The 25,277-nt window shown below is 71.5% G+C and carries 20 protein-coding genes and 2 tRNA genes; 10 read left to right on the forward strand and 12 right to left on the reverse strand.

The features are described 5' to 3' along the window. Window positions 1-4 precede the first annotated feature (4 nt). Window positions 5-1,762 carry an ABC transporter ATP-binding protein gene (locus tag ACWA15_RS15090; protein ID WP_464056232.1) on the reverse strand — a complete coding sequence of 586 codons (1,758 nt, stop codon included), beginning with the start codon at window positions 1,760-1,762 and terminating at the stop codon, window positions 5-7. 97 nt (window positions 1,763-1,859) lie between these two features. After that, on the reverse strand, window positions 1,860-2,720 hold the full coding sequence (gene rsmI, locus ACWA15_RS15095; RefSeq protein WP_464056233.1) for a 16S rRNA (cytidine(1402)-2'-O)-methyltransferase: 861 nt from the start codon (window positions 2,718-2,720) through the stop codon (window positions 1,860-1,862). 28 nt (window positions 2,721-2,748) lie between these two features. On the opposite strand from rsmI, the gene ACWA15_RS15100 reads away from it, so the two are divergent. Beyond that, window positions 2,749-4,563, forward strand: a complete 1,815-nt coding sequence (locus ACWA15_RS15100) for a dolichyl-phosphate-mannose--protein mannosyltransferase (protein WP_464056234.1) — start codon at window positions 2,749-2,751, stop codon at window positions 4,561-4,563. 115 nt (window positions 4,564-4,678) lie between these two features. Then, complete coding sequence (locus tag ACWA15_RS15105) at window positions 4,679-5,098, forward strand: DUF1761 domain-containing protein (RefSeq protein WP_464056235.1); 420 nt, start codon at window positions 4,679-4,681, stop codon at window positions 5,096-5,098. Window positions 5,099-5,135: 37 nt separating this feature from the next. Here ACWA15_RS15105 and ACWA15_RS15110 read toward each other — a convergent pair whose 3' ends face one another. The 7 genes from ACWA15_RS15110 to ACWA15_RS15140 all read right to left on the reverse strand — a co-directional run bounded on the left by ACWA15_RS15110 (window position 5,136) and on the right by ACWA15_RS15140 (window position 12,484). Beyond that, window positions 5,136-7,082 carry an HNH endonuclease signature motif containing protein gene (locus ACWA15_RS15110; protein WP_464056236.1) on the reverse strand — a complete coding sequence of 649 codons (1,947 nt, stop codon included), beginning with the start codon at window positions 7,080-7,082 and terminating at the stop codon, window positions 5,136-5,138. Window positions 7,083-7,308: 226 nt separating this feature from the next. Beyond that, the gene (locus ACWA15_RS15115; protein ID WP_464056237.1) at window positions 7,309-8,343 is read right to left on the reverse strand and encodes a fatty acid desaturase family protein; all 1,035 of its coding nucleotides are present in this window, start codon (window positions 8,341-8,343) and stop codon (window positions 7,309-7,311) included. A 225-nt stretch (window positions 8,344-8,568) separates the two neighbouring features. Next, window positions 8,569-8,859, reverse strand: coding sequence for a DUF1905 domain-containing protein (locus ACWA15_RS15120; protein WP_464056239.1), 291 nt, complete (start codon window positions 8,857-8,859; stop codon window positions 8,569-8,571). 189 nt (window positions 8,860-9,048) lie between these two features. Then, window positions 9,049-9,121, reverse strand: a tRNA-Ala gene (locus tag ACWA15_RS15125). Between the two features lie 108 nt (window positions 9,122-9,229). Then, the gene (locus ACWA15_RS15130) at window positions 9,230-10,150 is read right to left on the reverse strand and encodes a hypothetical protein (RefSeq protein WP_464056240.1); all 921 of its coding nucleotides are present in this window, start codon (window positions 10,148-10,150) and stop codon (window positions 9,230-9,232) included. A 412-nt stretch (window positions 10,151-10,562) separates the two neighbouring features. Then, complete coding sequence (locus ACWA15_RS15135; protein WP_464056241.1) at window positions 10,563-11,198, reverse strand: GNAT family N-acetyltransferase; 636 nt, start codon at window positions 11,196-11,198, stop codon at window positions 10,563-10,565. A gap of 35 nt (window positions 11,199-11,233) precedes the next feature. Then, window positions 11,234-12,484, reverse strand: a complete 1,251-nt coding sequence (locus tag ACWA15_RS15140) for a molybdopterin molybdotransferase MoeA (protein ID WP_464056242.1) — start codon at window positions 12,482-12,484, stop codon at window positions 11,234-11,236. Between the two features lie 139 nt (window positions 12,485-12,623). Here ACWA15_RS15140 and ACWA15_RS15145 point away from each other — a divergent pair, with 139 nt between their 5' ends. Further along, entirely contained in the window at window positions 12,624-13,259 is a 636-nt protein-coding gene (locus ACWA15_RS15145; protein ID WP_464056243.1) for a 5-formyltetrahydrofolate cyclo-ligase, read from the forward strand. 67 nt (window positions 13,260-13,326) lie between these two features. Here the strand turns inward: ACWA15_RS15145 and ACWA15_RS15150 are convergent, their stop codons facing one another. Beyond that, window positions 13,327-15,945: a penicillin acylase family protein gene (locus ACWA15_RS15150; RefSeq protein ID WP_464056244.1), complete on the reverse strand. Its 2,619-nt coding sequence runs from the start codon at window positions 15,943-15,945 to the stop codon at window positions 13,327-13,329. Window positions 15,946-16,128: 183 nt separating this feature from the next. Here ACWA15_RS15150 and ACWA15_RS15155 point away from each other — a divergent pair, with 183 nt between their 5' ends. The 3 genes from ACWA15_RS15155 (at window position 16,129) to mscL (ending at window position 18,029) form a co-directional block, all read left to right on the forward strand. Next, window positions 16,129-16,527, forward strand: a complete 399-nt coding sequence (locus tag ACWA15_RS15155; protein ID WP_464056246.1) for an FmdB family zinc ribbon protein — start codon at window positions 16,129-16,131, stop codon at window positions 16,525-16,527. Window positions 16,528-16,641: 114 nt separating this feature from the next. Further along, window positions 16,642-17,388 (forward strand): SAF domain-containing protein, encoded by a 747-nt coding sequence (locus ACWA15_RS15160; protein WP_464056248.1) that lies wholly within the window; start codon window positions 16,642-16,644, stop codon window positions 17,386-17,388. Between the two features lie 185 nt (window positions 17,389-17,573). Continuing rightward, window positions 17,574-18,029, forward strand: coding sequence for a large conductance mechanosensitive channel protein MscL (gene mscL, locus ACWA15_RS15165; protein WP_464056249.1), 456 nt, complete (start codon window positions 17,574-17,576; stop codon window positions 18,027-18,029). Window positions 18,030-18,116: 87 nt separating this feature from the next. Here mscL and ACWA15_RS15170 read toward each other — a convergent pair whose 3' ends face one another. Together ACWA15_RS15170 and ACWA15_RS15175 are read right to left on the reverse strand one after the other, a co-directional pair. Then, window positions 18,117-18,401 (reverse strand): hypothetical protein, encoded by a 285-nt coding sequence (locus ACWA15_RS15170; RefSeq protein ID WP_464056250.1) that lies wholly within the window; start codon window positions 18,399-18,401, stop codon window positions 18,117-18,119. A gap of 4 nt (window positions 18,402-18,405) precedes the next feature. Beyond that, window positions 18,406-22,662 carry a hypothetical protein gene (locus ACWA15_RS15175; RefSeq protein ID WP_464056251.1) on the reverse strand — a complete coding sequence of 1,419 codons (4,257 nt, stop codon included), beginning with the start codon at window positions 22,660-22,662 and terminating at the stop codon, window positions 18,406-18,408. 456 nt (window positions 22,663-23,118) lie between these two features. Between ACWA15_RS15175 and ACWA15_RS15180 the strand changes: the two genes are divergently transcribed. The 4 genes from ACWA15_RS15180 (at window position 23,119) to ACWA15_RS15195 (ending at window position 25,176) form a co-directional block, all read left to right on the forward strand. Further along, a tRNA-Arg gene (locus ACWA15_RS15180) sits at window positions 23,119-23,194 on the forward strand. A gap of 55 nt (window positions 23,195-23,249) precedes the next feature. After that, the gene (locus ACWA15_RS15185; RefSeq protein WP_464056253.1) at window positions 23,250-23,747 is read left to right on the forward strand and encodes an OsmC family protein; all 498 of its coding nucleotides are present in this window, start codon (window positions 23,250-23,252) and stop codon (window positions 23,745-23,747) included. Further along, a complete protein-coding gene (locus ACWA15_RS15190) occupies window positions 23,744-24,583 on the forward strand; it encodes a hypothetical protein (protein ID WP_464056254.1) in 840 nt (279 codons plus the stop codon). The genes ACWA15_RS15185 and ACWA15_RS15190 overlap by 4 nt, the downstream gene beginning before the upstream one ends. Continuing rightward, window positions 24,580-25,176, forward strand: coding sequence for an SRPBCC family protein (locus tag ACWA15_RS15195; protein ID WP_464056255.1), 597 nt, complete (start codon window positions 24,580-24,582; stop codon window positions 25,174-25,176). The genes ACWA15_RS15190 and ACWA15_RS15195 overlap by 4 nt, the downstream gene beginning before the upstream one ends. The last annotated feature ends 101 nt before the right edge of the window (window positions 25,177-25,277 follow it).

Here is a 25,277-nt window from a genome sequence, read left to right on the forward strand (position 1 = left end):
CGGGTCAGCCGTTCGCGCTGAGCGCCGCGTAGGCGCCGCCGCGCGCCGCGAGCTCGGCGTGCGAGCCGACCTCCACGATCTGTCCGTCCTCCATGACCGCGATGCGGTCGGCGCCGCGGATCGTGGACAACCGGTGCGCGACGACGAACGTGGTCCGCCCCTGCATCAGCCGTTCCAACGCCTGCTGGACGAGGCGTTCCGACGTCGCGTCCAGCGCCGAGGTCGCCTCGTCCAGGACGAGCACCCGAGGATTGCGGATGAGCGCACGGGCGATCGCGATCCGCTGGCGCTGGCCGCCCGAGAGGCGCGAGCCGCGTTCGCCGATGACGGCGTGCAGCCCGCCCATCTCCGCCACGAACCCGGCCGCGTTGGCGTCGCGCAGCGCGGCGAGCACGACCTCGTCGGAGAGGTCCTTGCTGCCGTAGGTGACGTTGTCCCGGACCGAGCCCTCGAAGAGCAGCGACTCCTGGGGCACGACGGCGATGTGCTTGCGGTAGGAGCGCAGGTCCAGCTCGGCCATGTCCTGGCCGTCGACGAGGATCCGCCCCGACGTGGGCCGCGGGAACCCGATGACCAGGTTGAGCACGGTCGACTTGCCCGATCCCGAGGGGCCCACCAGCGCGATCGTCTCCCCGCCGGGCACGTCCAGGGTGACCTGGGAGATCGCTGGCGCCGCGGCGTCGTCGTACTGGAAGGTCACCCGCTCGAAGGTGACCCGGCCCTCCACGGCGGGCACGCTCTCCTTGCCGTCGTTGTGCTCGACATCTTCCTCGGACAGGACGTCGGCCATGGACCGCACCGACTCGAGCCCCTTGTTGATGACCGGGGCGAGGTTCATCAGAACCGTCACCGCGGCGGTGAGCTGCATGAAGTAGCTCGACAGCATGACGATGTCGCCGGGAGTGAGGTCGAAGGTTCCGGTGTAGGCGGCCCACGCGGCACCGATGAGGCAGGCCACCGAGAGCAGCTGGAAGGTGATCCAGGCGAGGGCGCCGAAGCGTCCGTTGAGGGTGTCCAGCCGGATCCCGGCGTCGCGCACCCCGACCAGGGTGCCGTCGAGACGGTCCAGCTCGCGGTTCTCCAGGGCGTGCGCGCGGGTGATCGGGATGAGGTGGGTCATCTCCGAGACGCGTGCGGACATCGCCTCCACCTGCTTGCGGAAGGCCGCGTTGCGGTCTTTCATGCGACGCCGGGTCGCGACGACGAGGATCGCGGCGACCGGGACGGTGACGAGGAAGACCGGCAGGAACTCCGGGGTGCGGATCGCCGTGAGCGTGAGCGCACCGGCCAGGGTGGTGACGGCGCCCATGGTCGAGTCGAAGGTCTGGCGGGAGGCTTCGACGACGTTCTCGACGTCGCGCACGATCTTGGCCTGCAGCACACCGGCGCTCATCCGCCGGTGGTAGCCGATGGACAGCTCCTGGAGCCGCCGGGCTAGGGACATCCGCAGGTTCGTCTCGATCGTGCGCACCGACTGGCTGAGCCAGCGGACGTAGAGGACGGACAGCGGCAGGTTCTGCGCGATCACGACGACCATGATCGTGGCCACCAGCCACAGCTCGGACAGCGGGCGCCGCTCGATGACGATGTCGATGACCTCCGCGGTGAGCACCGGCATCACCCAGACGGGCGAGTGCTTGACCGCGTAGGCGCCAGCCGCGCCGGCGAGGCGCCAGCGCTGGTCGGAGAACAGGCGGGCGGTGGTGCGCGCGGGGTGGGTACCGTCGTACCAGTCCTCGATCGGTGCGTCGTCACGGCTCATGGGGACCATTCTCGCGCACAGATCGAATGCATTCGATCACCTGGCAGGTCGCGCTCCTTCGGCGCTTCGGTCACTCCCGTCGCTGCAGCTGCTTCTTCTACTTCTTCGCACCTGCCGGCTTGGCCGGCTTCGCCGCGAGGGCGGCCGCGTAGAGGTCCCGCTTGGGCACCCCAGCGGCCGCAGCGACCTCGGCCACCGCCTCCTTGAGGCGTTCGCCGGCATCGGCTCGGGTGAGCACCTCGGCGACGAGCTCGGCGGTGGTCGCCGACTCCCGCTCGGGCGCACCGGCCACGACGATCGAGATCTCCCCGCGCAGCTGCTCCCCGGCCGCCCGTTCGGCGAGCTCGCGCAGCCCGCCCCGGATGACCTCCTCGTACGTCTTGGTCAGCTCGCGGCAGATGGCTGCGGGCCGGTCGTCGCCGAACCCGTCGGCCATCGCGGCGAGGGTCACGTCGATGCGGTGCGGAGACTCGAAGAAGACCATCGTGCGGCGCTCCTGGGCGAGCAGCTCGAAGGCCCGGGCCCGCTCCCCCGGCTTGCGCGGGGGGAAGCCCTCGAAGCAGAACCGGTCCGTGGGCAGGCCGGAGACGGCGAGCGCGGTGAGCACGGCGCTCGGCCCCGGCGCCGACGTCACCGGCAGCCCGCGCTCGATCGCCCGCGTGACGATGCGGTAGCCGGGGTCGGACACGCTCGGCATCCCGGCGTCCGTCACGAGCAGCACCGTTCCGCCGCCGGCGACGACGTCGAGCAGCTCGTCGGCACGGGCCGTCTCGTTGTGCTCGTGGTAGCTGATCACCCGCCCGCCCGGCTTGAGCTCGAGGCGGCCGGCCAGCGCGTGCAGCCGTCGGGTGTCCTCCGCCGCGATCACGTCCGCTTCGGTGAGGAGGCGACGCAGACGCGGTGAGGCGTCTTCGACGTCGCCGATGGGCGTTCCTGCAAGGATGAGGCGGCCTGTCATGGGGCCAAGCCTGCCACGTCCCCCTACGATGGCTGGCGTGACGGGGAACCAGAAGGCCGGCAACGCGGTCGCCAGAGACGTGCTGGGCGCGGCTGGGGCGGCCGGTTCGGCTCGGCCGGACTCCACCGGAGCTAGTGCCTCGCCTGAGCCAGGCGGCTCGACTGAGTCGGGCGGCTCGCGTGAGTCGGGCGGCTCGGCTGGATCCGACGTTCCGACCGGTTCCGACGCCACCACCGCACCGCAACCCGCCGGGGACACCGAACGGTCCCTGCTCACCCGCCTCTTCTCCGCCCGGGCCCTCGCCCTCGGATCGACGAGCTCCGACCGGTTCTGGTCCTGGGCGGGGCCGCTCCTCGTGGCCGTGCTCGCCGCGGTGCTGCGCCTGGTCAACCTCGGCCATCCCCGCACCCTCGTCTTCGACGAGACGTACTACGTCAAGGGTGCCTACTCGCTGCTCATGAACGGCTTCGAGGCCGACTGGCCGGACGACGCCAACCTGAGCTTCGAGTCGGGCAACCAGGACGTCTACCTCGACAAGGCCGACTATGTGGTCCACCCACCGGTAGGCAAGTGGATGCTCGCGCTCGGCATGCGGCTCGGGGGTCCGGAGAACTCCTGGGCCTGGCGCCTCGCCCCGGCGATCGTCGGCATCATCGCGGTGTTCCTGCTGGCCCGGACCGCCCGGCGGCTCTTCGGGTCGACGATCTTCGGGGTCATCGCCGGTGGCCTGTTCGCGATCGACGGCGTCGCGATCGTCCACTCGCGGACCGCGCTGCTCGACGTCTTCCTCATGTTCTGGGTGGTGGTCGCCTTCACCTGCCTCGTCGCCGACCGAGACTGGGCACGGCGCCGCCTCGCGGTCCGGTCCGCCACGCTCCTCGACTCCGGCGCGGGACTGGGCCGGTTCGGGCCGACGCTCGGCTTCCGGTGGTGGCGTTTCGCCGCCGCGATCGCCCTGGGTCTGGCCTGCGGCACCAAGTGGTCCGGGCTGTACTTCTTCGCCGTCTTCGCTGTCGTGTCGGTCCTGTGGGATGCGACCGCGCGGCGCGCCGTCGGCGTCCGGCAGTGGCCGCTCGCCGCGTTCGTCCGTGACGCCCTGCCTGCGGCTGGGGTCATGGTGCCCACCGTGCTGCTCACCTACCTCGCCTCGTGGTGGGCCTGGTTCGCGAACCCGAGCTCGTGGGGCCGGGACTGGTGGGAGAAGAACCCGCACACCTACCCGGATTGGCTGCCCGACGTCATCGTGAGCTGGGGAGACGCGCTGCGCTCCCTGTGGGCCTACCACGAGGCGATGTGGGACTTCCACACCACCCTGTCCAACCCGCACACCTACATGGCCAACCCGTGGGGCTGGCTGCTGCAGCTGCGCCCGACGTCGTTCTACTGGGACAAGACCGAGAACGGGACCGGGACCTGCGGGGCGGACGACTGCGCACAGGCGGTCACCTCAGTGGGCAACCCGCTCATCTGGTGGCTCGCCACGCTGGCGCTCGGCCTTGCGCTCTACATGCTGGTACGTCACCGTGACTGGCGGGCCGGGGCTGTGCTGGCCGGGCTTCTCGCCGGCTGGGTCCCGTGGCTGTTCATCACCGAGCGCACGATCTTCACCTTCTACACGATCGCCTTCGCTCCGTGGATGTACCTGGCCCTGGCGTACGCCCTCGTGGTCGGTTGGGAGGAGTTGGTCCACGACCCGGTGAAGCGACGCCGCGCGCGCTGGGCGATCGGCGCGTTGCTGGGTCTCATCGTGGCGATCAGCGTCTTCTTCTACCCGGTCTGGGTGGGCATGGAGGTGCGGTACACCTTCTGGCATCTGCACATGTGGCTCGGGAGCTGGGTCTAGCCGCGCGCTGCGTCCGGTCGTGCTGGGTCTAGCCGCGCACTGACCAGCGCTGGGACGTCGCCAGACCTAGACTCCGGATGACACGTCGCGCGACGTGGAGACCGGAGGCGTGACCATGGTTCCCGACATCAACATCTGGGCAGTGCTGCTCGCAACTGCATCGAGCATGGTCGTGGGGTCGATCTGGTACACGCCGAGGGTCTTCGGCAACTACTGGATGCGCGTGGCCAAGGTGACCCCGGGCGCAGACGGAAAGAGCGCCGTCGGTCCGATCGTGGTGACACTCGTGGTGAGCTTCGTGACGGCCCTCGTCCTGGCCGGCTCAATCGCGATCGCCCAGGACTTCTACGGCGGTACCTACCTCACGAACGCCATCGTGACCGCACTGTTCCTGTGGGCCGGCTTCACAGCAGCCCGCTTCATCACTCACGACGCGTTCGAGGGACGTCCGGTCGGCCTAACCGTCCTCAACTGCGCCCACGAGCTCGTCACGCTCGTGGTCATGGCATTGGTCATCGGCGCGTTCGGCACGTAGCCGACAGCACCGCGCCCTCCTCGAGCACCACACCTGGTCAGTCGTAGCCTCCGTCACGACCGTCGACGAGTATCCCGTGCGCGACTGCTCCTTCCGGTCCTGACCGTCTGCCCTGAGAGTGGTTCACGACTCCCGGTCCTCTGACCGGTGAGGTGGGCACGCTGCCTCTGACGGAGGGACCCGGCGGGTGTCCCCTGACTGGTGGGCTTGGTGGGCCGGGTGGGTTTGGTGGGTCGGTCCCATCCAGGTCCCGGGGTGGGGCCTTCCAGACCGACGACCTCGGTGATCTGATCCGGTCTCGACATTCCATCGGTTGACTCGCGGCCGGCCGCCGAGACGAGTGCCAAGGCGCGGCGTGGTCGGTTCTCGTGTCTCGATTCGGACCGACCTGACGCTCGGGTCTAGCCGTGGGCTTCGTTCCTGCTGTCGGCGGTGCTGTCAGCACGCGCTGGTATCCCCCGCGGCAGTCTGCTCTGGCCGGGGACGCTTCCCGGCCCTGAGCTTCCCGGCCCGGTGCTTCTCGGCTCGGTGCTTCTTGGCTCGGTGGGCGGGTGACCCGCACGTCGCGAATGCCCCCGGGGCCGCGGTGGATGGTGAGGTTGAGGCGGTGGACCTCTTGGTGGTGGAAGCGGCAGATGAGGATGCCGTTGTCGAGGGAGGTGTCTGCGTGGTCGCGGGTCCACCAGTTGATGTGGTGGACCTCGCACCAGCGGGCGGGGTGGGTGCAGCCGGTGAACTGGCAGCCGCGGTCGCGGGCGATGATCGCTCGGCGTTGCTCGCGGGAGTACACCCGTGCGGTGCGGCCCAGGTTGACCGGGACGCCCTCGGCGGTCACCACGATTCGGGTGAGCTCGGCGTCGCACAGGATCCGGGCGACCTCGCTGAGCGGGACCGGGGTCCCGTCCTCGAAGGTCACCGGATCCACCAACCCCGAGACGCCCGCCTCCGCATCCACGCTCGCACCGGCACCGGCACCGGCACCGGCACCGGCGCGGACCTGAGGAGGCGGGCCGGCGGCGTCAGGGGCCGCGGCGCCAGCGTCGGCGGCTGCGGCTTGGGTGGCGCGGCGGGTCAGCTCCCGCTGGGTCTGGGCGAAGGTGGTCTCGGTCATGATCACCGACACGTGCGGGCGCACCAACGCCCCGCCCTTGAGCGATCCTCCGTTGACGGCCCGGTCGGCCACGTCCACCAGGGCGTCCGCGCAGCGTTGGCCGTAGTCGCGGTCGTCCCCGGCCTCGGGGCGGGTCATCGCCGCCTCCACCGCGATCTGCACGCTCTGCCCGGCCACCACGTCCAAGAACCCCTTGATGTGGGTCCCGGTCGGGGTGTGGCTGATCGAGAGGAACCGGCGCCGGCGCGTCTGCTCATGCGTGGCGTCGTGGGCGAGGCTGTCCCGGCGAGCCAACCACCGCTGCGCGGTCTTGGCGAAGGAATCCGCATCCTCCCCCGCCGCCAGATCCACCAGCTCGCGCGTGTCCGCGCCGGTCAACGCCCCACCAGCGGTCCGTTCGGCGCGTTCGCGGACCTTGCCCAGCACCTGCGCATGCACGAGGGTCACCGCACCGGTGGCCACCGCGTCGGCGGCCTCGGGGGACTCCTCCAGCATCACCGCCACGCTCACCTGCGTCCGGGCGGACCGCAGCCCTTCACCGGAGACCTGCCCCCGCCACGCCTCGAACGAGGCGAACCCCGCCTCCTTCCACACCGCACACTCCCGCTCCGCGACCAGCAACCCCGCCCGCTCCGCCGTCAACACCGCGATCGACCGATCCAGCTCCGCGATCCGCGCACACCGCACCCGCGACTGCACCACCACCGACACACCAGCCGAAGCAGCCGGAGCAGCCGGAGCAGGCAGCCCGAAGCTCGCGCCCGGCACCTCACCGAACAGCGTCAACCCACCCGAGCTGCGCGTCGCCGTGCTCGCACTGCCCGCCGCCTTGCCCGCGCTGCCCGCCGCGCGACCTCCCGCGGTGCCTGCCATGACTCACCACCCGACGTCACTGTCGAAAGACGAAACACCCTGCCCGAGAGAACCCATATCGCCCGGTTCCCAACCACTACCCCGACCCTAGCCCGACCCTCCGACATTCCCGACCAGGCCAACCCACCCCCCAACGCGACGACGGCGGCCCCCAGAAGGGACCGCCGTCGGGCAGTGCAGTGACGCAGGCAGCGCAGTGAAGCAGGCAGTGCAGCGCAGCAGGACCTCAGCGCGCCGAGCGGAACTCCGCGGTGAGCGGGCACTGGAACGGGTCGCGCGAGGCGATGCCGACCCGGTTGAGGTACTCGATGACGATCCGGTAGGAGTCGATCAGCGTCGTCTCGGTGTACTTGATGCCACGCGAGGCGCAGAACTCGATGACCAGCGGCCGGACCTTGCGCAGCGCGGGGCTGGGCATGCTCGGGAAGAGGTGGTGCTCGATCTGGAAGTTGAGGCCGCCCATGAAGACGTCGACCCAGCGCCCACCGCGGATGTTGCGGCTCATGAGCACCTGACGACGCAGGAAGTCGATCTTCACGTCCGGGGCGATGACCGGCATGCCCTTGTGGTTGGGGGCGAAGGACGCACCCATGAGCAGACCGAACATGCCGAGCTGGACGCCGATGAAGGCGAAGCCGAGACCGACCGGCATGAGCAGGAAGACCGCGGTGAAGAAACCGACCAGGCGGATCATGATGAAGGTGATCTCGACCGCGCGACGCTTGACCGGCTCCTTGCCGAAGATCGTCTTGAGGCCGTTGACGTGCAGGTTGAGGCCTTCGAGCAGCAGCAGCGGGAAGAACCAGTAGCCCTGGTGCGAGGCGAGCCAGGCGCGGACACCTGTCGTGGGCTTCTCGAGGGTCTCCGTCTCCCAGACCAGCACGCCGTTGAGCATGTCCGGGTCGGTGCCCAGCACGTTCGGCTTCTGGTGGTGCTTGGAGTGCTTGTGCATCCACCAGCCGTAGCTGAGACCGCCGAAGAGGTTCGCGATGACGAGGCTGGCCCAGTCGTTCCACTGGCCGGACTTGAAGATCTGGCGGTGCGCGGCGTCGTGCCCGAGGAACGCCATCTGGGTGAAGAGCACGCCGAGCGTGCCCGCGATGGCCAGCTGCCACCAGGAGTCGCCGAGCAGGACCATGCCCACTCCGCACGCCGCCAGGAGGGCGACGACGAGCCCGAACCGAGCCCAGTAGTAGGCATACCGGCGACGCATGAGGCCCGTTTCCTGGACCGTGCGGGTCAGCGCAGAGAAGTCGCTCACCTGCCGCTCGCGAGCCGACGCCGGCTTCGCCAGGGGGTTGTCTTGGCCTATCACCGCACTGTTTGCCGTCATCATTATCCGCTCGTTGCCTGAAGACGGGCGCCCGAACAGGCGCCCTTCACGCAAGTCTACGGAACCGTAGGTTAGCGATCCAGGGGGTTGTCCCCCCTATCCGCCAGCAAGTTCTCCGTGCCCGACGACGCCCCACTCCGACCCAGGGGCGGGTCAGGTGAGCCGTCGGACGAGCCGGATCCGCACCTCGTCGCCCGCGGTGTCCTTGCCGACCGCCTTGCGCAGGGCCGCCCGCAGCGGGAGCCAGTGCGGACCGCTGCCCGAGGGCATGAGCGTCGCCGCGAAGGGGTGCCCGTCGATCGTGCCGGTGACCTTCACGGCCTTGCGGGTTCCGAGGAGCTCGACCGACCCCGGCACGGTGAGATAGGCGTCGAAGGCTCCGTCCTTCTGCAACGGCGCCGTGAACTCGTGGTCCAGGTCGAGCGGGGTGTCCAGGGCAGCCATCGCGGTCTCCTTCAAGACGGGGCGTCCGACACCGTCGCGAGCCGGATCGTCGCCAGACTATCCCCTCCGTCACCGCACGTCACGCACCACCGGGTCGCACACGAGCAGCCCCTGCGGCCCCCGGCAGACGACGAAGGAGCCTGACCCCGTGCGGGGTGAGGCTCCTTCGTCTGTCACTGTCATTGCCTGTGGAGCTAAGGAGATTCGAACTCCTGACCTCTTCGATGCGAACGAAGCGCGCTACCAGCTGCGCCATAGCCCCTCCACTCACGGAAGCGAACTCCCGAAGCGTTATCTAGGTTAGCACCACGCATGCCCCCCTGAGCACCACCACGACCGCGGGCCGGGCCTGCAGCCTGCAGGTGAGGCGCTACTCGCCCACCGCGCGACGCCGGGCGAGGACGGAGTTGAGGTTGACACCCAGGCTGTCGCTGGGCGCCTCGGGCTCGCTCGTGGCCGACGGCGCGTCCCCGGCAGGCACGCCGGCCGGCACGCTGGTCGACACCCCAGCGGGCGCGCTGTCGCCGGCTGCGAGCTCGGCCCGGCGCGCCTGGGTGATCTGCGCCATCTCGGCGGTGAGCGGTGCCGGCTCCCAGCGCGGAGCAGCCGACTTCATCGTGTAGACGGGACGCGGCACCGGGACGGAGGTCCACTCGGTCGCGTCCCCGGACCGGCCGGCGGCGTCGGACGTGCTGGAGGCACTGGCAGACGACGCAGCAGCGGCCGAGTCGGCACGGGCACCGGCCGAGGCCCCGGCAGGCGCCTCGGCGCCGCCCTGGGCGTCGCTCACAGTCCCGGAGTCGCCGGACGTCTCCCCAGCGACCGAGCCCGAGCCCGAGCCCGAGCGGTCAGCCTCGACTGTCGAGCTCGGCGACGAGCCGGCGGAGGGGCGCACCCGGGCGATCATCTGCGTGTGGGACTGCGACGACTTCACGGCCCGGCCGGTCACCTGCAGGCGGACCGCGGGTGCCGGTCGCCCGGCGAGGCGGGCGTCCGTGGGGGACGCAGCGGAGCGCCGGACGCGCTCACGTGCTTCCCACGCGGCGTCGGCATGGGCGTTGGCACGTACGGCCTTGCGCCCGAGCGCGAGGACCGCGCCGAGCAGCACGGCCGGTGCAAGCACGAACCAGACCGAGACCGCGGTCGTCGCGGCGAGCGTGCCCGTCGCGGCGGTCAGCACGAGCAAGGTCACGGTGAGCAGCGCGCGACGTCGCGCGGCCGCCGCACGGCGGGCATGCAGCCCCGCGCGCGCAGGTCCGGCCGTCGATGTCGGGGAGGGTGGTTGCTCCATGTCCTGCTCTCCTTCCGGGTGGTGGCGCCTGGGCCGCACGGACATCCCGTGAGGCGGTGTCAAGAGTGGTGCGGTCACGCTTGACGACGTCGTGCAGTCGCCGTGGGAGTGGAGCGCCACTGCTGTGGAGCTCCGGCCGATCTTTCGCGTCGCGCCCAGGTACGCCGGGGCGCCCGCAGTTGCGACGGCGAGCACCCGGAGGCTTCCCGAGAACCGGTCGTTGACCCGCGATTCGAGCATCTGCTGCCGCTGGAGCAGTCGATGCGGGACCAGGTAGGCCAACCACAGACCGACCACTGCCAGAACAGCGACGCCGGCTAGTGAGTCCACACGACGACGGTAAGTGAGCCGCACCACCGCGACGCGGACGCGCTCCGGTGTGTCGCCCGGACAAGTGACCCTGTGCCGGGTGCTACTGCTGGCCTCGCCAGCGGGTCAGCAGCCCGCCGGGGACCTCCTCGGCCGTCACCGCGAACGTCCGGTGGTCGCACCAGCCACCTTGGATGTGCAGATAGGCGACCCGCAGGCCCTCGTCGCGCAGACCGAGCTTGTCCACCACCCGCAGGCTCGGTGTGTTCTCGGGGCGGATGTTCACCTCGATCCGGTGCAGGCCCCGCTCGAACAGGCAGTAGTCGGCCGCGAGCGCGACCGCGGTCGGCGCGATCCCCCGGCCGGCGACGTGCTCGCTCACCCAGTACCCGATGCTGGCCGAGCACATCGACCCGTAGGTGATCGAGGAGACGGTCAGCTGACCCACGAGCTCACCGTCGAGCTCGATCACGAACGGGAGGGTCGTGCCGTCCCGGCCCGCGGCGTCGAGCAGGCGGACGTACTCGGCGAAGGTCGGGGCCGCGCGGTTCCCGGTGCCGGGATGGTGGCCGGGGGGCGTGGGCGGCACGGTCGCCTCCCACCGCTCGAGCCAGGAGGCGTTGTGCTCACGCAGCTCCATCCACTCGTCGCGGTCGTGGCGGGCGAGCCGTCGCAGCAGGAGCACCCCGCCTGGGACGCCGGTGCGGACGTCGTCGAGGGAGTCGTCACGCAGCGTCACCGGCCACGCCGGCGACCGTCGCCAGAAGACCACGCTCACGCCTCGAGGACCAGGCAGTGCACCCGGTCACCGAAGTGGACCTCGGTGTCCCCCTCGGGGACCACCGCGAGGGCGTTGGCCCCCGCGAGGGCCGCCATGGACAGCTCGTCCAGGCGGGTCGGGTCGCCGACGGGGGTGACGTGGTAGCCCTCCTCGGGCGAGCCGAGCAGCGTGGCGGGCACGAACTGGCGGATGCCCGCGGGGCTGCGCCAGCCGACTGCGGCGTGCGCGGCGACGGACGGCCGGTAGATCTCGGTGTAGCCGGCCATCGCGCGCAGCGCCGGACGGACGAACACCTCGTAGGAGATCTGCGCCGCGACCGGGTGCCCGGGCAGCGAGAAGACCGGGATCGTGTCCCCGGGCGCACCCGTGTCGACGCCGATCCCGGCGTAGAGGGTACCCAGCCCCTGGTTCCGGCCGGGGACCATGGCCACATGGTCGAAACGCACAGTGCCCAGCGGGGCGAGCACGTCCTTGAGGGTGTCGTGCGACCCCTCGCTCAGACCGCCCGTGGTGACCAGCAGGTCGGCCCGCACGAGCTGGTCCTCGATGGCGTCGCGGAGCTTGGCCTGGTCGTCGCTGACCGGGGCGACCTGGATCGCGATCGCACCGGCGTCCTGCACTGCGGTCCGCAACGAGGGGCCGTTGGCGTCGAAGACGCCGGGACGGGAGGAACCGGGTTGGACGAGCTCGTCGCCGACGGGCAGGATCACCACGCGGGGCGCCGGGTGCACGCGGATGCGGGCGTAGCCCAGGCTCGCGGCGAAGGCCAGCTGGCGTGCGTCGAGGCGGATCCCGGCGCGCAGCGCCACGGAGCCGGCCAGCCCGTCGGCCCCGGCGGCGCGCACGTGAGCCCCCTGGCTGAACTCGGTGGTGATCCGGACCCGCGCCTCGCCGCGGTCGGTGGCCCACACCGGGACCAGCGTGTCGGCCCCGATGGGCATCGGGACGCCACTGCTGAGCAGCACGCTCTGCCCGGGCACGAGGCGGAAGGGTTCGTCCACCGCCGACCACACGTCGTGGATGACGGGGAGCACGACGGGATGCTGCGCGCTGGCTCCCACGAGGTCGCGGGCGAAGACGGCGTATCCGTCGCTGGTGGCCACGGGCCGGGCCGGGATGTCCTCTGCCACGACGATGTCCGCGGCGAGGATGCAGCCGGCCGCATCGGTGAGCACGACGTCGAGGGCGGGGACGGGCAGCGCGACGGCGAGGACTGCGGCGAGCTGGTCCTGGACGCTCCTCACCGGATCACCACGACGTCGCATCCGGTGGCACGCACGGCGTTCCTGCAGTCATGAGGGACAGGTTAGTGCAGAAAAGCAAATCCCCCGCGAACATCCACAGGAGACATCCACCGCACCATTTCTTTGACATACTTTGACCATGAGTAGTCCAGTGCAGCCCTACCCAATCCATGCATCCCTCGAGGCAGAGGACGCAAAGAACGCCCTGCGCGGGGCGATCCGCGCGGCGCGCGACACCCGTAGCGAACGACGTCGCGAGGAGGCGGCGAAGGCGCTTGCCGAGATCGTGCTGACCATCCCCGAGGTCCGTGACGCCCAGCGGATCGGGCTCTACGCCGCCCGGCCCAACGAACCCGGCACCTCGGCCCTCATGCCCGCACTCGACGCGCTCGGCAAGCAGATCCTGCTCCCTGTGCTCGGTATCGGGCTGCAGCGCGACTGGGCCCTCTACGCAGGGGAGGACGACCTCCTTCAGCGCGCCCCGGGTCGCCCGCCCGAGCCGTCGACGGACGCACTCGGACCCGAGGCGCTCGAGACGGCCGACGTCGTCATCGCCCCCGCCCTCGCGGTCGACACCCACGGCAACCGCCTCGGTCAGGGTGGCGGCTGGTACGACCGAGCCCTCGCCCATGTGCGCCCGGGTGTGAAGGTGATCGCGGTCGTCTTCCCCGAGGAGATCTACGACGCCGCCGAGCGGCCGCTGCCCCAAGAGGTCCACGATCGTCAGGTCGACGGCGTGGTCACCCCGCTGGAATGGCACTGGATCCGCGACTGAACCGGTCCGGGCGCCGGGCCGAGCGGCCAGTCCGGCTCGCGCCCTCGCGCCCTGCCCTCACGCCCGGTCAGGGCGTGAGGGTGAGGATGTCCTTGCCGGCGCCCGAGACGCCCGCCTCGCTGAACTGCCAGGTGAACGTCTCCCCGGCGGCCCACTGGTCGAGCTGGTCGGCGTAGTGGCCGCTGGCCGGGTGCCCTGACACCCCGGTCACCACGACCCAGGTCGAGCGGTCCAGGTCGGCGAGGTCGACCACCATCCGCATCGACGGACCCGAGGTCACGTCGTAGGAGCCGGAGGACGCATCCCAGCCGGTCGCATTGACGATCGAGGACCCTCCACCCATCTCGACCGGGCTGGGGTTGACGAAGCCGCGGACCACTCCGGGCACGCTCGACCCACCGAGCACCGGGTGCTTCAGCGCGAGGCGGTGCAGCTTGCCCCACTGCCACTCGTCGGCCTCCCGGCCGAGCTTCTTGGTGAGCTGCTCCCGCGCCTTGACCAGCGCCTGCGTGAGGATCTCGTCCCGGGTCTCCACGACGTTGACCGTCCTGCGGTCGTCCCACCACGGGCTCGTGGGGTCGTCCAGGTGCGTGCGCACGACCTCGAGCCACCGGCTCCCCCCGTCCGGGGCGGACGCGTCGAAGAGCTCGTCGTCGAAGGTCAGCGACAGCAGCTCGACCCACACCGCGGCGAAGTACGCGGCCGGAGCGGAGTCGGCGTCCTGGCTGTAGTCCCAGCCGACGAACAGGTCCTGACCGGCTCGGTCGAAGGAGCTGGGGATGGTCTGCTCCATGAGCGTGGGCACGAGCATCTCGGCGTAGGGGTTGACGGTGTCGTTCTGGATCTGCGCCATGGTGTCCACGCTGATCGGGCGGGCCGCGTCGATCTCGGCCTGCAGCAGATCCTGGATGCGGTTGGACCGGTAGCCGTAGTCCCAGTCCCGGGAGAGGAAGGGACCCGCCCCAGCCGGGGCGACGGCCTGGTTGGCCGCGACGATGAACCCGCTGGCGGGGTCGAGCACCGACGGCATCGTTGCCGGATCGACCCATCCCTGCCAGTCGTACCGGGAGTCCCAGCCGGGTCGGGGCCATGTGCCGTCGGAGGGGACGGGCCCGGTGATCTCCTCGCGCACCGGGATCCGCCCCGGCGCCTGGTAGCCGATGTGCCCGTCGACGGTCGCGAAGATGATGTTCTGGGAGGGCACCTCGAAGTACTCGGCGGCGACCTTGATGTCCTGCGCCGAGGTCGAGGTGTCCATCGCGAAGATGGCCTGGGCGGTCAGCCCCGGGGTGAGTGCCGTCCACGCGAGGGAGACCGCGTAGCTCGTCCGCCGGAGCAGCTCGCCGTCGGCACCCTCGATCGGGGTGGCGCTGGTGTCCTCGACGTCGAGCACGTCGGAGATGATCGGCCCGTGCTCGGTCGAGCGCACCTCGATCTCGATGTCGTCGGCGCCGTTGACCTTGATCGTCTCGGTGCGGGTGTCCAGGGCGACCCAGGAGCCGTCCACCTCGTAGGTGGAGCCGTCGGTCCGTTCGAGGAAGAAGTCCGTCACGTCGGCGCCGAGGTTGGTGATCCCCCAGGCCAGAGACACATTGTGGCCGATGATCACACCGGGGAACCCGGCGAAGGAGAAGCCGGACACGTCGAAGGGGCAGTCCGCGCTCGTCTCCACGCAGTGCAGCCCGACCTGCGACCAGATGCTCGGGACACCCAGGCTCAGGTGCGGGTCGTTGGCCAGCAGGGGCCCGCCGGTGTCGGTCAGGTCACCAGAGACGACCCACGAGTTGGAGCCGATCCCCTCGCCGTCCCCGACGAGCACCGGGACGGCGTCGACCGCGCGGGCCGCGGAGTCGACGGCGAGCGCGAGCCCGGCGTCCTCGGGGTCGTAGAGGGTCGCGACGGAGGACGCGTCGACCTCGCCCAGCTCCTCGCCCTCTACCTCGCCGGGAGCCGAGGCCGGGTTGGCGGCAAGGTTGGCGCCGGCCTGGTCAGCATCCAGGATCGGGGCGTTGAGGTCCTGGGGGTAGTCCGGGAAGAGCTCGTTGACCCTGCCCACGTCCCGGATGCTGGCGAAGGCCTGTACCCGTCCGAGCTCGTCGTCGTAGTTCCCCCGCAGGTCCCAGGCCATCGCCTTGAGCCAGGCCAGGGAGTCGATCGGGCTCCACGGCTCGGGGGCCGCGACGTCGACCTGGAGGCCCAGCACCGTGTACTCGAAGGCGATGTCGCCCGGCGCGCGGCCCTCGAGGTAGGCGTTGACGCCGTCGGCGTAGGCGCTCAGGTAGGACTTCGTCGGTGCGTCGAGGATCTTCCACTCCGCCTCGGCGACCTGGCGCCACCCGAAGGTGCGGATCACCTTGTCGGCCTCGATCGCGTCCGGGTTGTCGCCGACGAGCTCGGCGAGGCGTCCTGCGGTGACGTGGCGGCGGTAGTCCATCTCGAAGAAGCGGTCCTGCGCCTGGACGTACCCCTGCGCCTGGAAGAGGTCCTCGGCGGTCGCGGCGTAGATGTCCGGGATCCCCTGCGCGTCACGGACCACGCGCACGCTCTCGCTCAACCCGGGGATGGTGACCTCCCCGCCCGCCGCGGGCAGCGGACGGCGGGTGACGACCGCTACGGTCACGACGGCGGCGACGAGCGCCAGCACGAGCAGGACGGCAACCGAGACGAGGGAACGACGAAGGATCACATGGCGATGAGGCACGATGCGACACTACTTGCTCGCACTGTCACGGCGCGCTTCCAACGGGTCCGCGGCCCGGCGTATGATTGGCACTCAGTTGCTTCGAGTGCCAACCCTCGGTCGCGCGCGACGTCATCTCGCCGCTGGCCGGTCAGGCACCACCCCCACTACAGGATCACAGGAGGCTTCGTGCCCCTCTACGCGTACACCTGCACCGCGTGCGGCCACAACTTCGACATCCACCAGTCCTTCGCCGACGACTCCCTCACCGTGTGTCCCGAGTGCGACGGCCTGCTGCGCAAGGTCTTCTCCCCCGTCGGGGTCGTCTTCAAGGGATCGGGTTTCTACCGCACCGACAACAAGGCCGCGTCGAAGTCGAAGGTGCCTGCCACGCCCAAGGCTGCCGAGTCCACGAGCTCGGCCAAGGAGTCTGCGTCCTCGACGAGCGCGGCGACGTCCGGATCCGCGCCCGCTGCGTCGTCGTCGTCGTCGTCGTCGGGATCGTCGTCCTCGTCAGGGGCTTCGTCCTCGTCGTCCCCTTCCTCCTCCACGACGTCGTCGTCCTCCTCGCCGGCCGGCGCGAGGTAGCACCCCGCGCATCGGGCGGCTAGAGGTCGCCCACACCGGGTCCCTCGGCGCGACCGTACCCGGTCGGGGCTCACCGCCCACCGGGACCGGCCTGCCCGCACCTAGCGTGCGGGCATGACCGCTGCCTCGTCCCGCCTCGCACGCCCCTCCCCGCACGGCGCGCCACGGCGCGAGCGCACCGCGCGTGCCCGACGCCGCCTGCGCGCCCTCGTCTGGAAGGCCCGGTTCCTCGTGGTCGCCGCTGCGCTGGGGCTCGCCGCGGCCATCACCGTAGGACAGCTGCGGCCTCCTCCCCCGGTGCTCGTCGCGATCGTGGTGGCGGACCGGCCCGTGCTCGCCGGGGAGTCGTTGACCACCGACGACGTCCGCACGGAACGGGTTCCACCGCGCGCCCGACCCACCGACGCCCTGCGCGACCCGGCCGAGGCGGTCGGGCGGATCCTCGCGGTCCCGGTCTCGGAGGGCACGGTGCTCAGCGCGCCGGTGCTCGTGGCACCCGACGGCGGCCCGCTCGGCCCACCCGGGACGGTGGTGGCGGCTGTGCGGCTCGGGGAGCCCGCGCTGGCTCGGATGGTCGGCCCCGGGATGCACGTGGACCTCCTCGCCCCGTCAGACCACTCCGACAGCAGCGCGGACGAGCCGGTCGAGGAGACAGCCTCGGCCACATACCTGGCCCGGCGCGCCCTGGTCCTGCCCCGCCCACGCGGGGTGGCACCTGGGGCCTCGACCGGACTTGACCTGGGCACCGAGGCTGCGGACGATTCCGCGGACCTCATCCTCGTGGCGGTCACTCCGGAGGAGGCCGCGTTCCTGGCCAATGTAGCTGGCTGGGGTGTGGTCACCGCGGTGGTCGTGCAATGATCGACGGCGGGGCGTCCGATCTTCACCCGTCCGCCACGGCACGGGTCCCAGCGAGCCGTTGACGGGCAGCCGTCCCGCCCCCGTCCACAATGTCTTGTCCGAGGCTCGTCAGAGCCTTGCCAGAGGTCTGCCGCGGCAGACCGTCAGTCTTGAGCGTCAGTCTCGAGCACCAGAGAGGGAAACCTATGAAGAACGTGCTCAACGGCTTCAAAGAGTTCATCATGCGAGGCAACGTCATCGACCTCGCGGTCGGCATCGTCATCGGCGCCGCCTTCTCGGAGATCGTCAAGAGCCTCGTGAACGGCATCATCACGCCGATCGTCGCGATGATCTTCGGCAAGCCCGACCTCACAGCGGTCGGGGCGTTCACCATCAACAACGCACATTTCTATCCAGGCCTCGTGCTCAACGCGGTCTTCAGCTTCCTCTGCATCGCGGCGGCGCTGTACTTCTTCGTCGTCGTGCCGATCAACCACCTGCAGAGCCTGCGCAAGCGTGGACTGATCGACGAGCCCGAGGCGCCCTCCGAAGACGTGATTCTTCTCGCGCAGATCCGCGACCTGCTCGCCGCTCAGACCGGTGGCACCGGCACGACCGGTCCGTCCAGCCCAGTCCCGCCGGCACCTCCCGTCGGCTACTGACCACAGCCGGCACGCCCTGACGGGCTGCACGAACACCACGAGCGGGTGACCCCAGGGTCACCCGCTCGTGTCGTCTCGGTCGTTCGCTCACCAGTGCGGCGGGACGTCTCTCTTGAGCTGCTCGTCGTTGCTGTCGCCCCCGGCGACCGGCGGCTCGGACCATCCGGTGGCTGCTTCGTCCCCGCTCAGCCCCGAGACCGCCTCGGTCTCCACCCCGGTGCGCACGACCCGACGGTGCCGGCGCGGGCGGACCGGCGACCCGGAAGCGTCCGACGACCGCGCCGCCGGAGCGTCAGCCTCGTCCGCAGCTTGATCCGCAGCCTTGTCCGCAGTCTGATCCGCGGGCACCGAGTCCGACGAAGACACAGTCATCGCCTCATCCCCCGAGGAGGCGGCGCACAGCGCTGGTCACCGCGGTGTCGACCCGGGTGCTGCGGCGGGTGACCCCGAGCTCGGCGCGCAACGCGCCGGCGAGCTGCTCGGCGTCGCGGGTGACCTGGTCGCCGGCGATCCATGCGACGAGCTCGTCGAGCTCGTTGTCGCCGTAGGCCGAGATCGGCAGCCCCGGTTCGACGTCGGGCCGGGCGGGCCGGGAGGTCCGTGCGATCACCGGGCGACCGACCGCCGGGCTGCTGCCATCCCCGGTCGCCGCAGCCCCGGTCGAGGCGACCGGAGCGGACGGGTCGACGAGATCCTCGCCGCCGGTCCCCTGAGCCTCCTCCAGGACGACCAGCGCCGCGTCGTCGAGAGCGACCAGGGGCAGTGCGCCGGTCACCGGCTGGCGGGCGGCGCGGCGTCGGGCCTCGATCTCGAAGACGGCCTCGCGGATACGGTTCGCCTGGCCCTCGGGATCGAGGAACAACGACACCGACCACACCTGGATGACCTGCCAGCCGAGACGCTCCAGACGCTCCGCGCGCTGACGGTCGCGGACCCGGACGCTCGGCTCGTCGGTGTAGCGGGAGTCGTCGGTCAGCACCGCGACGAGCAGCTCACCGGGCAGGTCGGGGTGACCCACCACGAGCGGGATCTGCTCCCCGCCCACCGGGCCGTGCTGGGTCTCGACCGTGAGCCCGGTGCGCCACAGACGCTCGGCGAGGTCGATGACCAGGCGGTCCGGGTGCGGCTGAGCGGCGGCCGCGGCAGTCACGTCGTCGTGCACGGGCTGGGACTGGGTCTCGGTGCGGTGCTCGGCGAAGTCGAGCAGCCCGCCGAGGAGCTGGGCGCCGGTGCCGCGCAGGCGCTCGGGGTCGAGGTCCGCGGCGCCGAAGCAGCTGACCACCGACAGCCGGCGCCGGGTCGCCCCGACCGCGTTGAGCAGCAGCGCCTGCCCGGTAGGACCGGAGATGTCGCCGAAGCGGTGCAGCACGCGTCCGTGCGGGGTGCGGCCGAACCCGACCGAGAAGATCACGGCCTCGCGGGAGAGCCCGGCGACGCTCTTGAGGTCGGAGATGACGACCGGCTCACGCCGCCGCGGGTCGAAGAACGGCCCCAGTGCGGCGTTCTGGCGCACCTGCGACAGGATCGCCTCACGCACCCGGTCGGCGTGCGTCCGTGATCCGGTGATGATCGCGAGAGACTCGTCGGGCCGGTCCAGAGCGTGGTTGATCGCCAGCTCCACGACCCGGTCCACCTCGACCTGGGTGGACTCGACGGCACCAGAGGCGGCGTCGGGCATCCCGGCGCCGTCGACCGCGTCGAAGGTGACCAGCTGTTCGGCGGAGGGCAGCGGCATGGGGCGCAGCACGCCCTGGTAGCCGTTGTCGACGAGGAAGGCGGTGAGCAGCGGGTCGCGGCGGGAGGCGTCGCCGGCGAGCGCGACCGTGGGCAGCAGGGCGGCCAGGGCGGGCACCGCCTCACCGGGAGCGCAGCGGGCGTCGCCGACGACGACGACCTGCCGGCCGCGCGCGATCGCCGAGAGCACCGACTCGACGGGCAGGTGCTGCGCGGCGTCGAGGATGACGAGGTCGACCGTGCGGTGCGCGGGCAGCAGGTGCGGCACGAGGGTCGGGGTCGCGATGAGGCAGGGGCGCAGCTTGCGCAGCACGTCCCCGAAGTCGTCGCTCGCGGTGCGCACGCTCGTCAGGGACTCCTCGACGAGCTGGGCGAACAGGCCCTCGGCCTGGTCACGATTGTCCCGCAGCGCACCGTGGATCTGCTGGATCGCGGCAGCCCGGATCGGGGCGCTCAGGGACTCCACGTGCGCCCGGTCGAGGCGCCGGAAGCGGTCGGCGAGGGCCTCGATGCCCTGCCCGTCGACCTCCGCGAGGTGCGGGTCGGCGGCGAGGATCTGCTCGAACACCGAGCTCCACCAGGCGAGGTCGAGCTCGGCCTCGACGAGGCCCACCTCGACCCGGCGTGCGGCGAGGTCCTCGAGCAGCGGTCCCAGCCCCACGAAGGCGAGCTCGCGCATCACCCGGGTGCGCTCGGGCAGGGTGTGCAGCGCGGAGCGGTCGTCGAGCAGCTTCTGCAGCCGCTCGGTGAGGTCGCCCAGGGGAAGGTCCGCGAGCCCAGCACCACCGGGGGTGGTGGCCAGCACCGTGTCGAGCGCGGTGAGGTCGCTCGTCACCGAGGCGTACGTCGCCTCGATGCGGGCGAGCCCGTCGGGCAGGCGCGGCCAGCCGCCGCTCGGGCAGTGCGCGGCCCAGGTCTCGCGCTGGGCCTGCACCTCGAGCAGACCGGCGTGCAGGTCCGCGATCCGGGTGCCCGGTCGGATCATGTCCTTGGCGCGCTTGACCAGGCGTCGCCGGTGCAGCCCGCTCATCTCGATCGAGTGCTCGGCCCGCCAGTGGCGCGAGGCCGTCGCGGCGACGAGGTCGTCGGCCGTGCGCTCGAAGACCATCGGCTGGAAGACGTCCAGGGTGGTGCGCATCCCGGAGAGCATCGCCAGCTGCTCTCCCCACTGGCTCACGGTGCGCGGGGCGAGGATGCCGGTGTCCTCCACGACCGTCGTCATCTGGGTCCGCAGGTCGGTCAGGGTCCGCTCGAGCAGCCGGGTGATCCGGTCCGTCGCGTCGCTCGCGGCGTCCTCGGTCTCCAGGTCAGCACCGAACCACGGCGTGGAGGCCTGCCGGAGGGTGAAGGCGTCGAGGTTCGCGGCACGGACGAGGTCGGCGCCGATCGCCTGGCGGGTCGCCGCGATGCGGGCGAGGGGCCCCGCCTCGAGGCGCACCTGGGTGGACGGGGACGGGCGCTCCGAGGTCAGCCGAGCGAGGGCCTGCAGCGCGTCGTAGGCGGAGATGGCCCACGGCGCGCGGGGCTGGTGCAGCCCGTCCATCGTCCGGCTCAGCCGGGTCCGGGTCTCCACGAGCTGCAGGCGCAGGTCGGCGAGCGCCGCCGCGTCGATGTGCGGGGCCTCGAGGGTCATCGCGCCGAGCAGGCGCCGGGACACGCTGGCCCGCCAGCTCGGGTGCGGGGTGACGTCGAGGACGAGGTCGTCGAGCCCGAGCTCGGCGAGGCGCAGGCTCAGCGCGTCGGCGGCGCGTCGGTGCCCGGGGACGTAGAGCACGCTGCGCCCGATCGCGGCGGCCTCGGCGACGACGGCGGCGATCGCACCCGTCGAGTCCGCGCCGACCGGGGCGTCGATGAAGAGGTGGCTGCCGGTCGCCAGGGCGTCGAGCACCCGTCGCGCCGACGGGTCGAGGTCGCCGACGCCGCGTTCCATGTTCGGCTCGGCGTCGCCGGTGTGCAGCGCGGGGAGCGGGTGGGCGAGGGACTCGATGGCGGCCGGGTCGCCGGCGAGCGCGGCGACGATCTCGTGGCGCTCGAGCCCGACCAGGAGGTCGTCCAGGTCGTCGACGAGCATCTGTCCCGGGTGCACGAAGGTCCCCACGAGCAGCTTGTCGACCATGGTGAAGTCGCTCAGCACCGCTCCGCCGAGGGAGTTGATGCGGTCCAGCGCGGTCGAGGGGTCGAACCCGGAGCCGGTGAACGCGCCGCGGGCCAGAGCCGCCGGGTCGAGCAGGGCCCCACGGGAGCGCAGCGCCCGCGCCAGGACGGGGTTGATCTCCGCGGTCGGCTCGAGGGTGAGCTCGTAGTCGGACTCCCCGCCGCCCCGGGCCTGGATGTTGATCGGGCGGAGCAGGACGGGGGCGCGGACGGTGCGCACGGTGTCCCGGACCGGGCTCGCGCCGTCGTACACGCCCTGACCGGCGAGCTGGCCGCCGGTCGCCCGGGCCAGCGCGGCCACGTCGTCGGCCGCCTCGTCGATGATCTGCTCGGTCCACGTCGCGACGCCGATCGCGAGGTACGTCGGGGCGATGCCGTACCGCTCCCCTTGTTCCTGGGAGCGCTGGGCCACCGCCCGTGCCCGACGCCGGGCCACCGGCAGCGAGCTGCCCTCACGGAAGACGTTGGCCAGCCGGGTGCTGCGGCCGGCGAAGAGCTGGGCGATCCCGGAGGGGTGCGCGGCGGTGAGGTCGAGCACGGCGTCCCCGAGCAGGTTGACGTCGGCGAGGGTCGAGCCGCCGGCGAGGGCGACGAGCGTGGTCCGCCAGCGGTCCACGGCCGCGCCCACGATCTCCCCGGTCGTCGCCTGCTTGACGATCGCAGGGGCTGCCTGACTGGTGGCGTCCGCGCCGCGGTCGGGCGACGCGGGGGCCGCAGACTGGTCGGTCGCGGTGCTGTGAGTCATGTCGGGGTTCTCTCCGTGGACGTGTCTGGCGTGAAGGAGCGCACCCGCGTCCGGTCCACGGAGGCGCCCCGGTGCCCCGGCGCGTGCTCGCGATCGGGAAGTGTCACCCTGGCACGCTAACCGGCCCGGCGGGGAAAAATCCCCTGACGCGCCGTAGGGCGCCCAACAGGAGGGGCGGGGGCGCCGACGGTCTGCGACCGCCGGGCAGAACGTTCCGGACATGAAGACAGTGCGTGCCGCGCAGGGGGCAGGCGGCACGCACTGTCGAAGAAAAGTGTGCACGCTGCAACCGGCGGAGTCAATCGATCGTGTGCACGTTCACCCGCCCCCTCCTCGGAGCGAGCCACGGGGACACAAACGCGAGGGCGCCGCAGGTCGCGCGCCCGTGCCACCCCCGGCAGATGCGGCGCCCGGACACGGCACGGTCCCGCGGTCGGGTAATCTGGTCACGCTCACGCGCCCGTAGCTCAGGGGATAGAGCACCGCTCTCCTAAAGCGGGTGTCGGCAGTTCGAATCTGCCCGGGCGCACCAACGGATCCACGCGGGCTGCCTCGACCCCAGAACTGATCCGGTGCGACAATCGACTATGACTGACGCCCTCGCGACCGCCCCGCAGACCGACGCTCCGACCCCCGCCGAGCCGCAGGCCCCTGAGCAGCCAGCACTGTGGATCGAACGGACCGGCACCCGTCGCTACACCGGGTACTCCGAGCGCGGCGGACTGGTGCAGATCGGTGGCGCAGCGGCGGAGGGGACCTTCACCCCGGGTGAGCTCATGAAGATCGCCCTCGCCGGATGCACCGGCCTGACCTCCGACGCGCCGCTCGCCCGGCGCCTCGGGGACGACTACCCGGCCACGATCCATGTGTCCGGCGTCAAGAACCTCGACGACGACCACTACCCCCATCTCGTCGAACGTCTTGAGGTCGACCTGAGCGGCCTCGACGAGGCCGCCCGCGAACGCCTCATCACCGTGGTGACCCGCGCGATCGACCAGGCCTGCACCGTGGGCCGCACGCTCAAGGCGGGCGCGACGATCGAGCTGAGCATCGACTCGGTCGAAGGACGGGGCGCGGACGCATGAGGCGGGGGCGTCAGGACGCTGCACAGAAGGCCTCCTACACCGCGCAGTCAGGCGTGCAGCCGGCCGCTCCGAACGGCGTCGAGGCCACGCGTCCCGGAGTGATCGCGACGTTGTCCCGGCGCAACACGCTCCTGGACGCGGCGATCGACCAAGCGGTGACCATCCCGTCCTCGACCGTCCGCGCCCACGTGGACAGTCTGCGCAGGCGCAACCCGGAGGCCTCGCCGCAGCGGATCATCGGTCTGCTCACGCGGGAGTACTCGCTCCTGCTGCAGGGGGCGGGTGGCGCCGTCGGCACGGCCGCCGTCGTCCCTGGCATCGGGACGAGCGTGAGCCTCGTGCTGAGCACGGCCGACGTCGCGACCTTCTTCGCCGCCTCCGCCGCCTACGCCCTGGCCGTCGCCGAGGTCCACGGGATCGAGGTGAACGACGTCGAGCGCCGCCGGGCCCTGCTGCTCACCGCTGTGCTCGGGGAATCGGGTGCCCAGGCGCTCACCGACGTCGCCGGCAAGCCCATGGGCGCCTGGGGGACGGTGCTGCTGACCTCCATGCCCAAGAACACGATCCGCCAGGTCAACCAGGTGCTCACCGGACGCTTCGTCAAGCGGATGATGGTCAAGCAGAGCTCGCTGGCCCTGGGCCGGGTGATCCCCTTCGGGATCGGCGCGGTCGTGGGGGTCCTCGGCGGGCGGGCGCTGTCCCGGACCGTCGTCCACCAGACCAGCAAGGCGTTCGGGCCTGCGCCCACGCGCTTCCTCACGCCGGTGAGCGAGAAGGCCCATGGCCCGCTCCCGATCGACGCCGGGCCCGACGACCCGCAGCTCGGCCGCCGATGACCGGCACCGCTGCGCGGGCCGTGCCGGCTGGGTCGACTGTGCCCACAGTGGCGCTCGTGGCGCGGTTGGCGGCACGCGACCCCTCCCCGCGCCGCGTCCAGGTCACCCGGGTGGTCGACCTCGACGCGGCATCGACGTTCGCCCTCCTCGCGGACGTGCGCAACCACGAACGATGGATCCCGCTCACCCACGGCCGGTACCCGATGACCGCGACCGGCCCGCTCCCACCCGGGCCCTTCCCCGTGGGGACCCGGTTCACCATGGTCTCCGGTCCAGGCATGCCCGACCGGATGATCGTCACCGAGGTCCGCGCCGCCTCGCCCGAGCAGTCGCCCGAGCAGTCACCTGCGGAGCCGACCGGGCGGACGACGTCGCAGATCACGCTGCGCAAGGCCGGTCCGGTCCTGCTCGGGACCGCGGGCATCACCGTGGAGCCGGCTGGCGCCGCCCGTGCGCGCGTCACCTGGTGGGAGGACGCCTACCTGGCCGGACCTCTCCCCGCCCGGGTGACGCGGGCCGTCGTCGGGCCGGTGCTCGCGGCGATGATGCGGCTCGCCCTGGCGAGGTTCGCCCGCGAGGTCACGGTCGCCTGACCGGACGGGCGACAGGCCGGGCGGCCCTGCCGCCGCTGCGCCGCGCTGCGGCGTAGTCTCGTGGCCAGGCATCCAGTTCAGCACCGCTGGTGAGGGGGTCA

This window comes from Sanguibacter sp. TS_SC_8 (genome assembly GCF_055361235.1).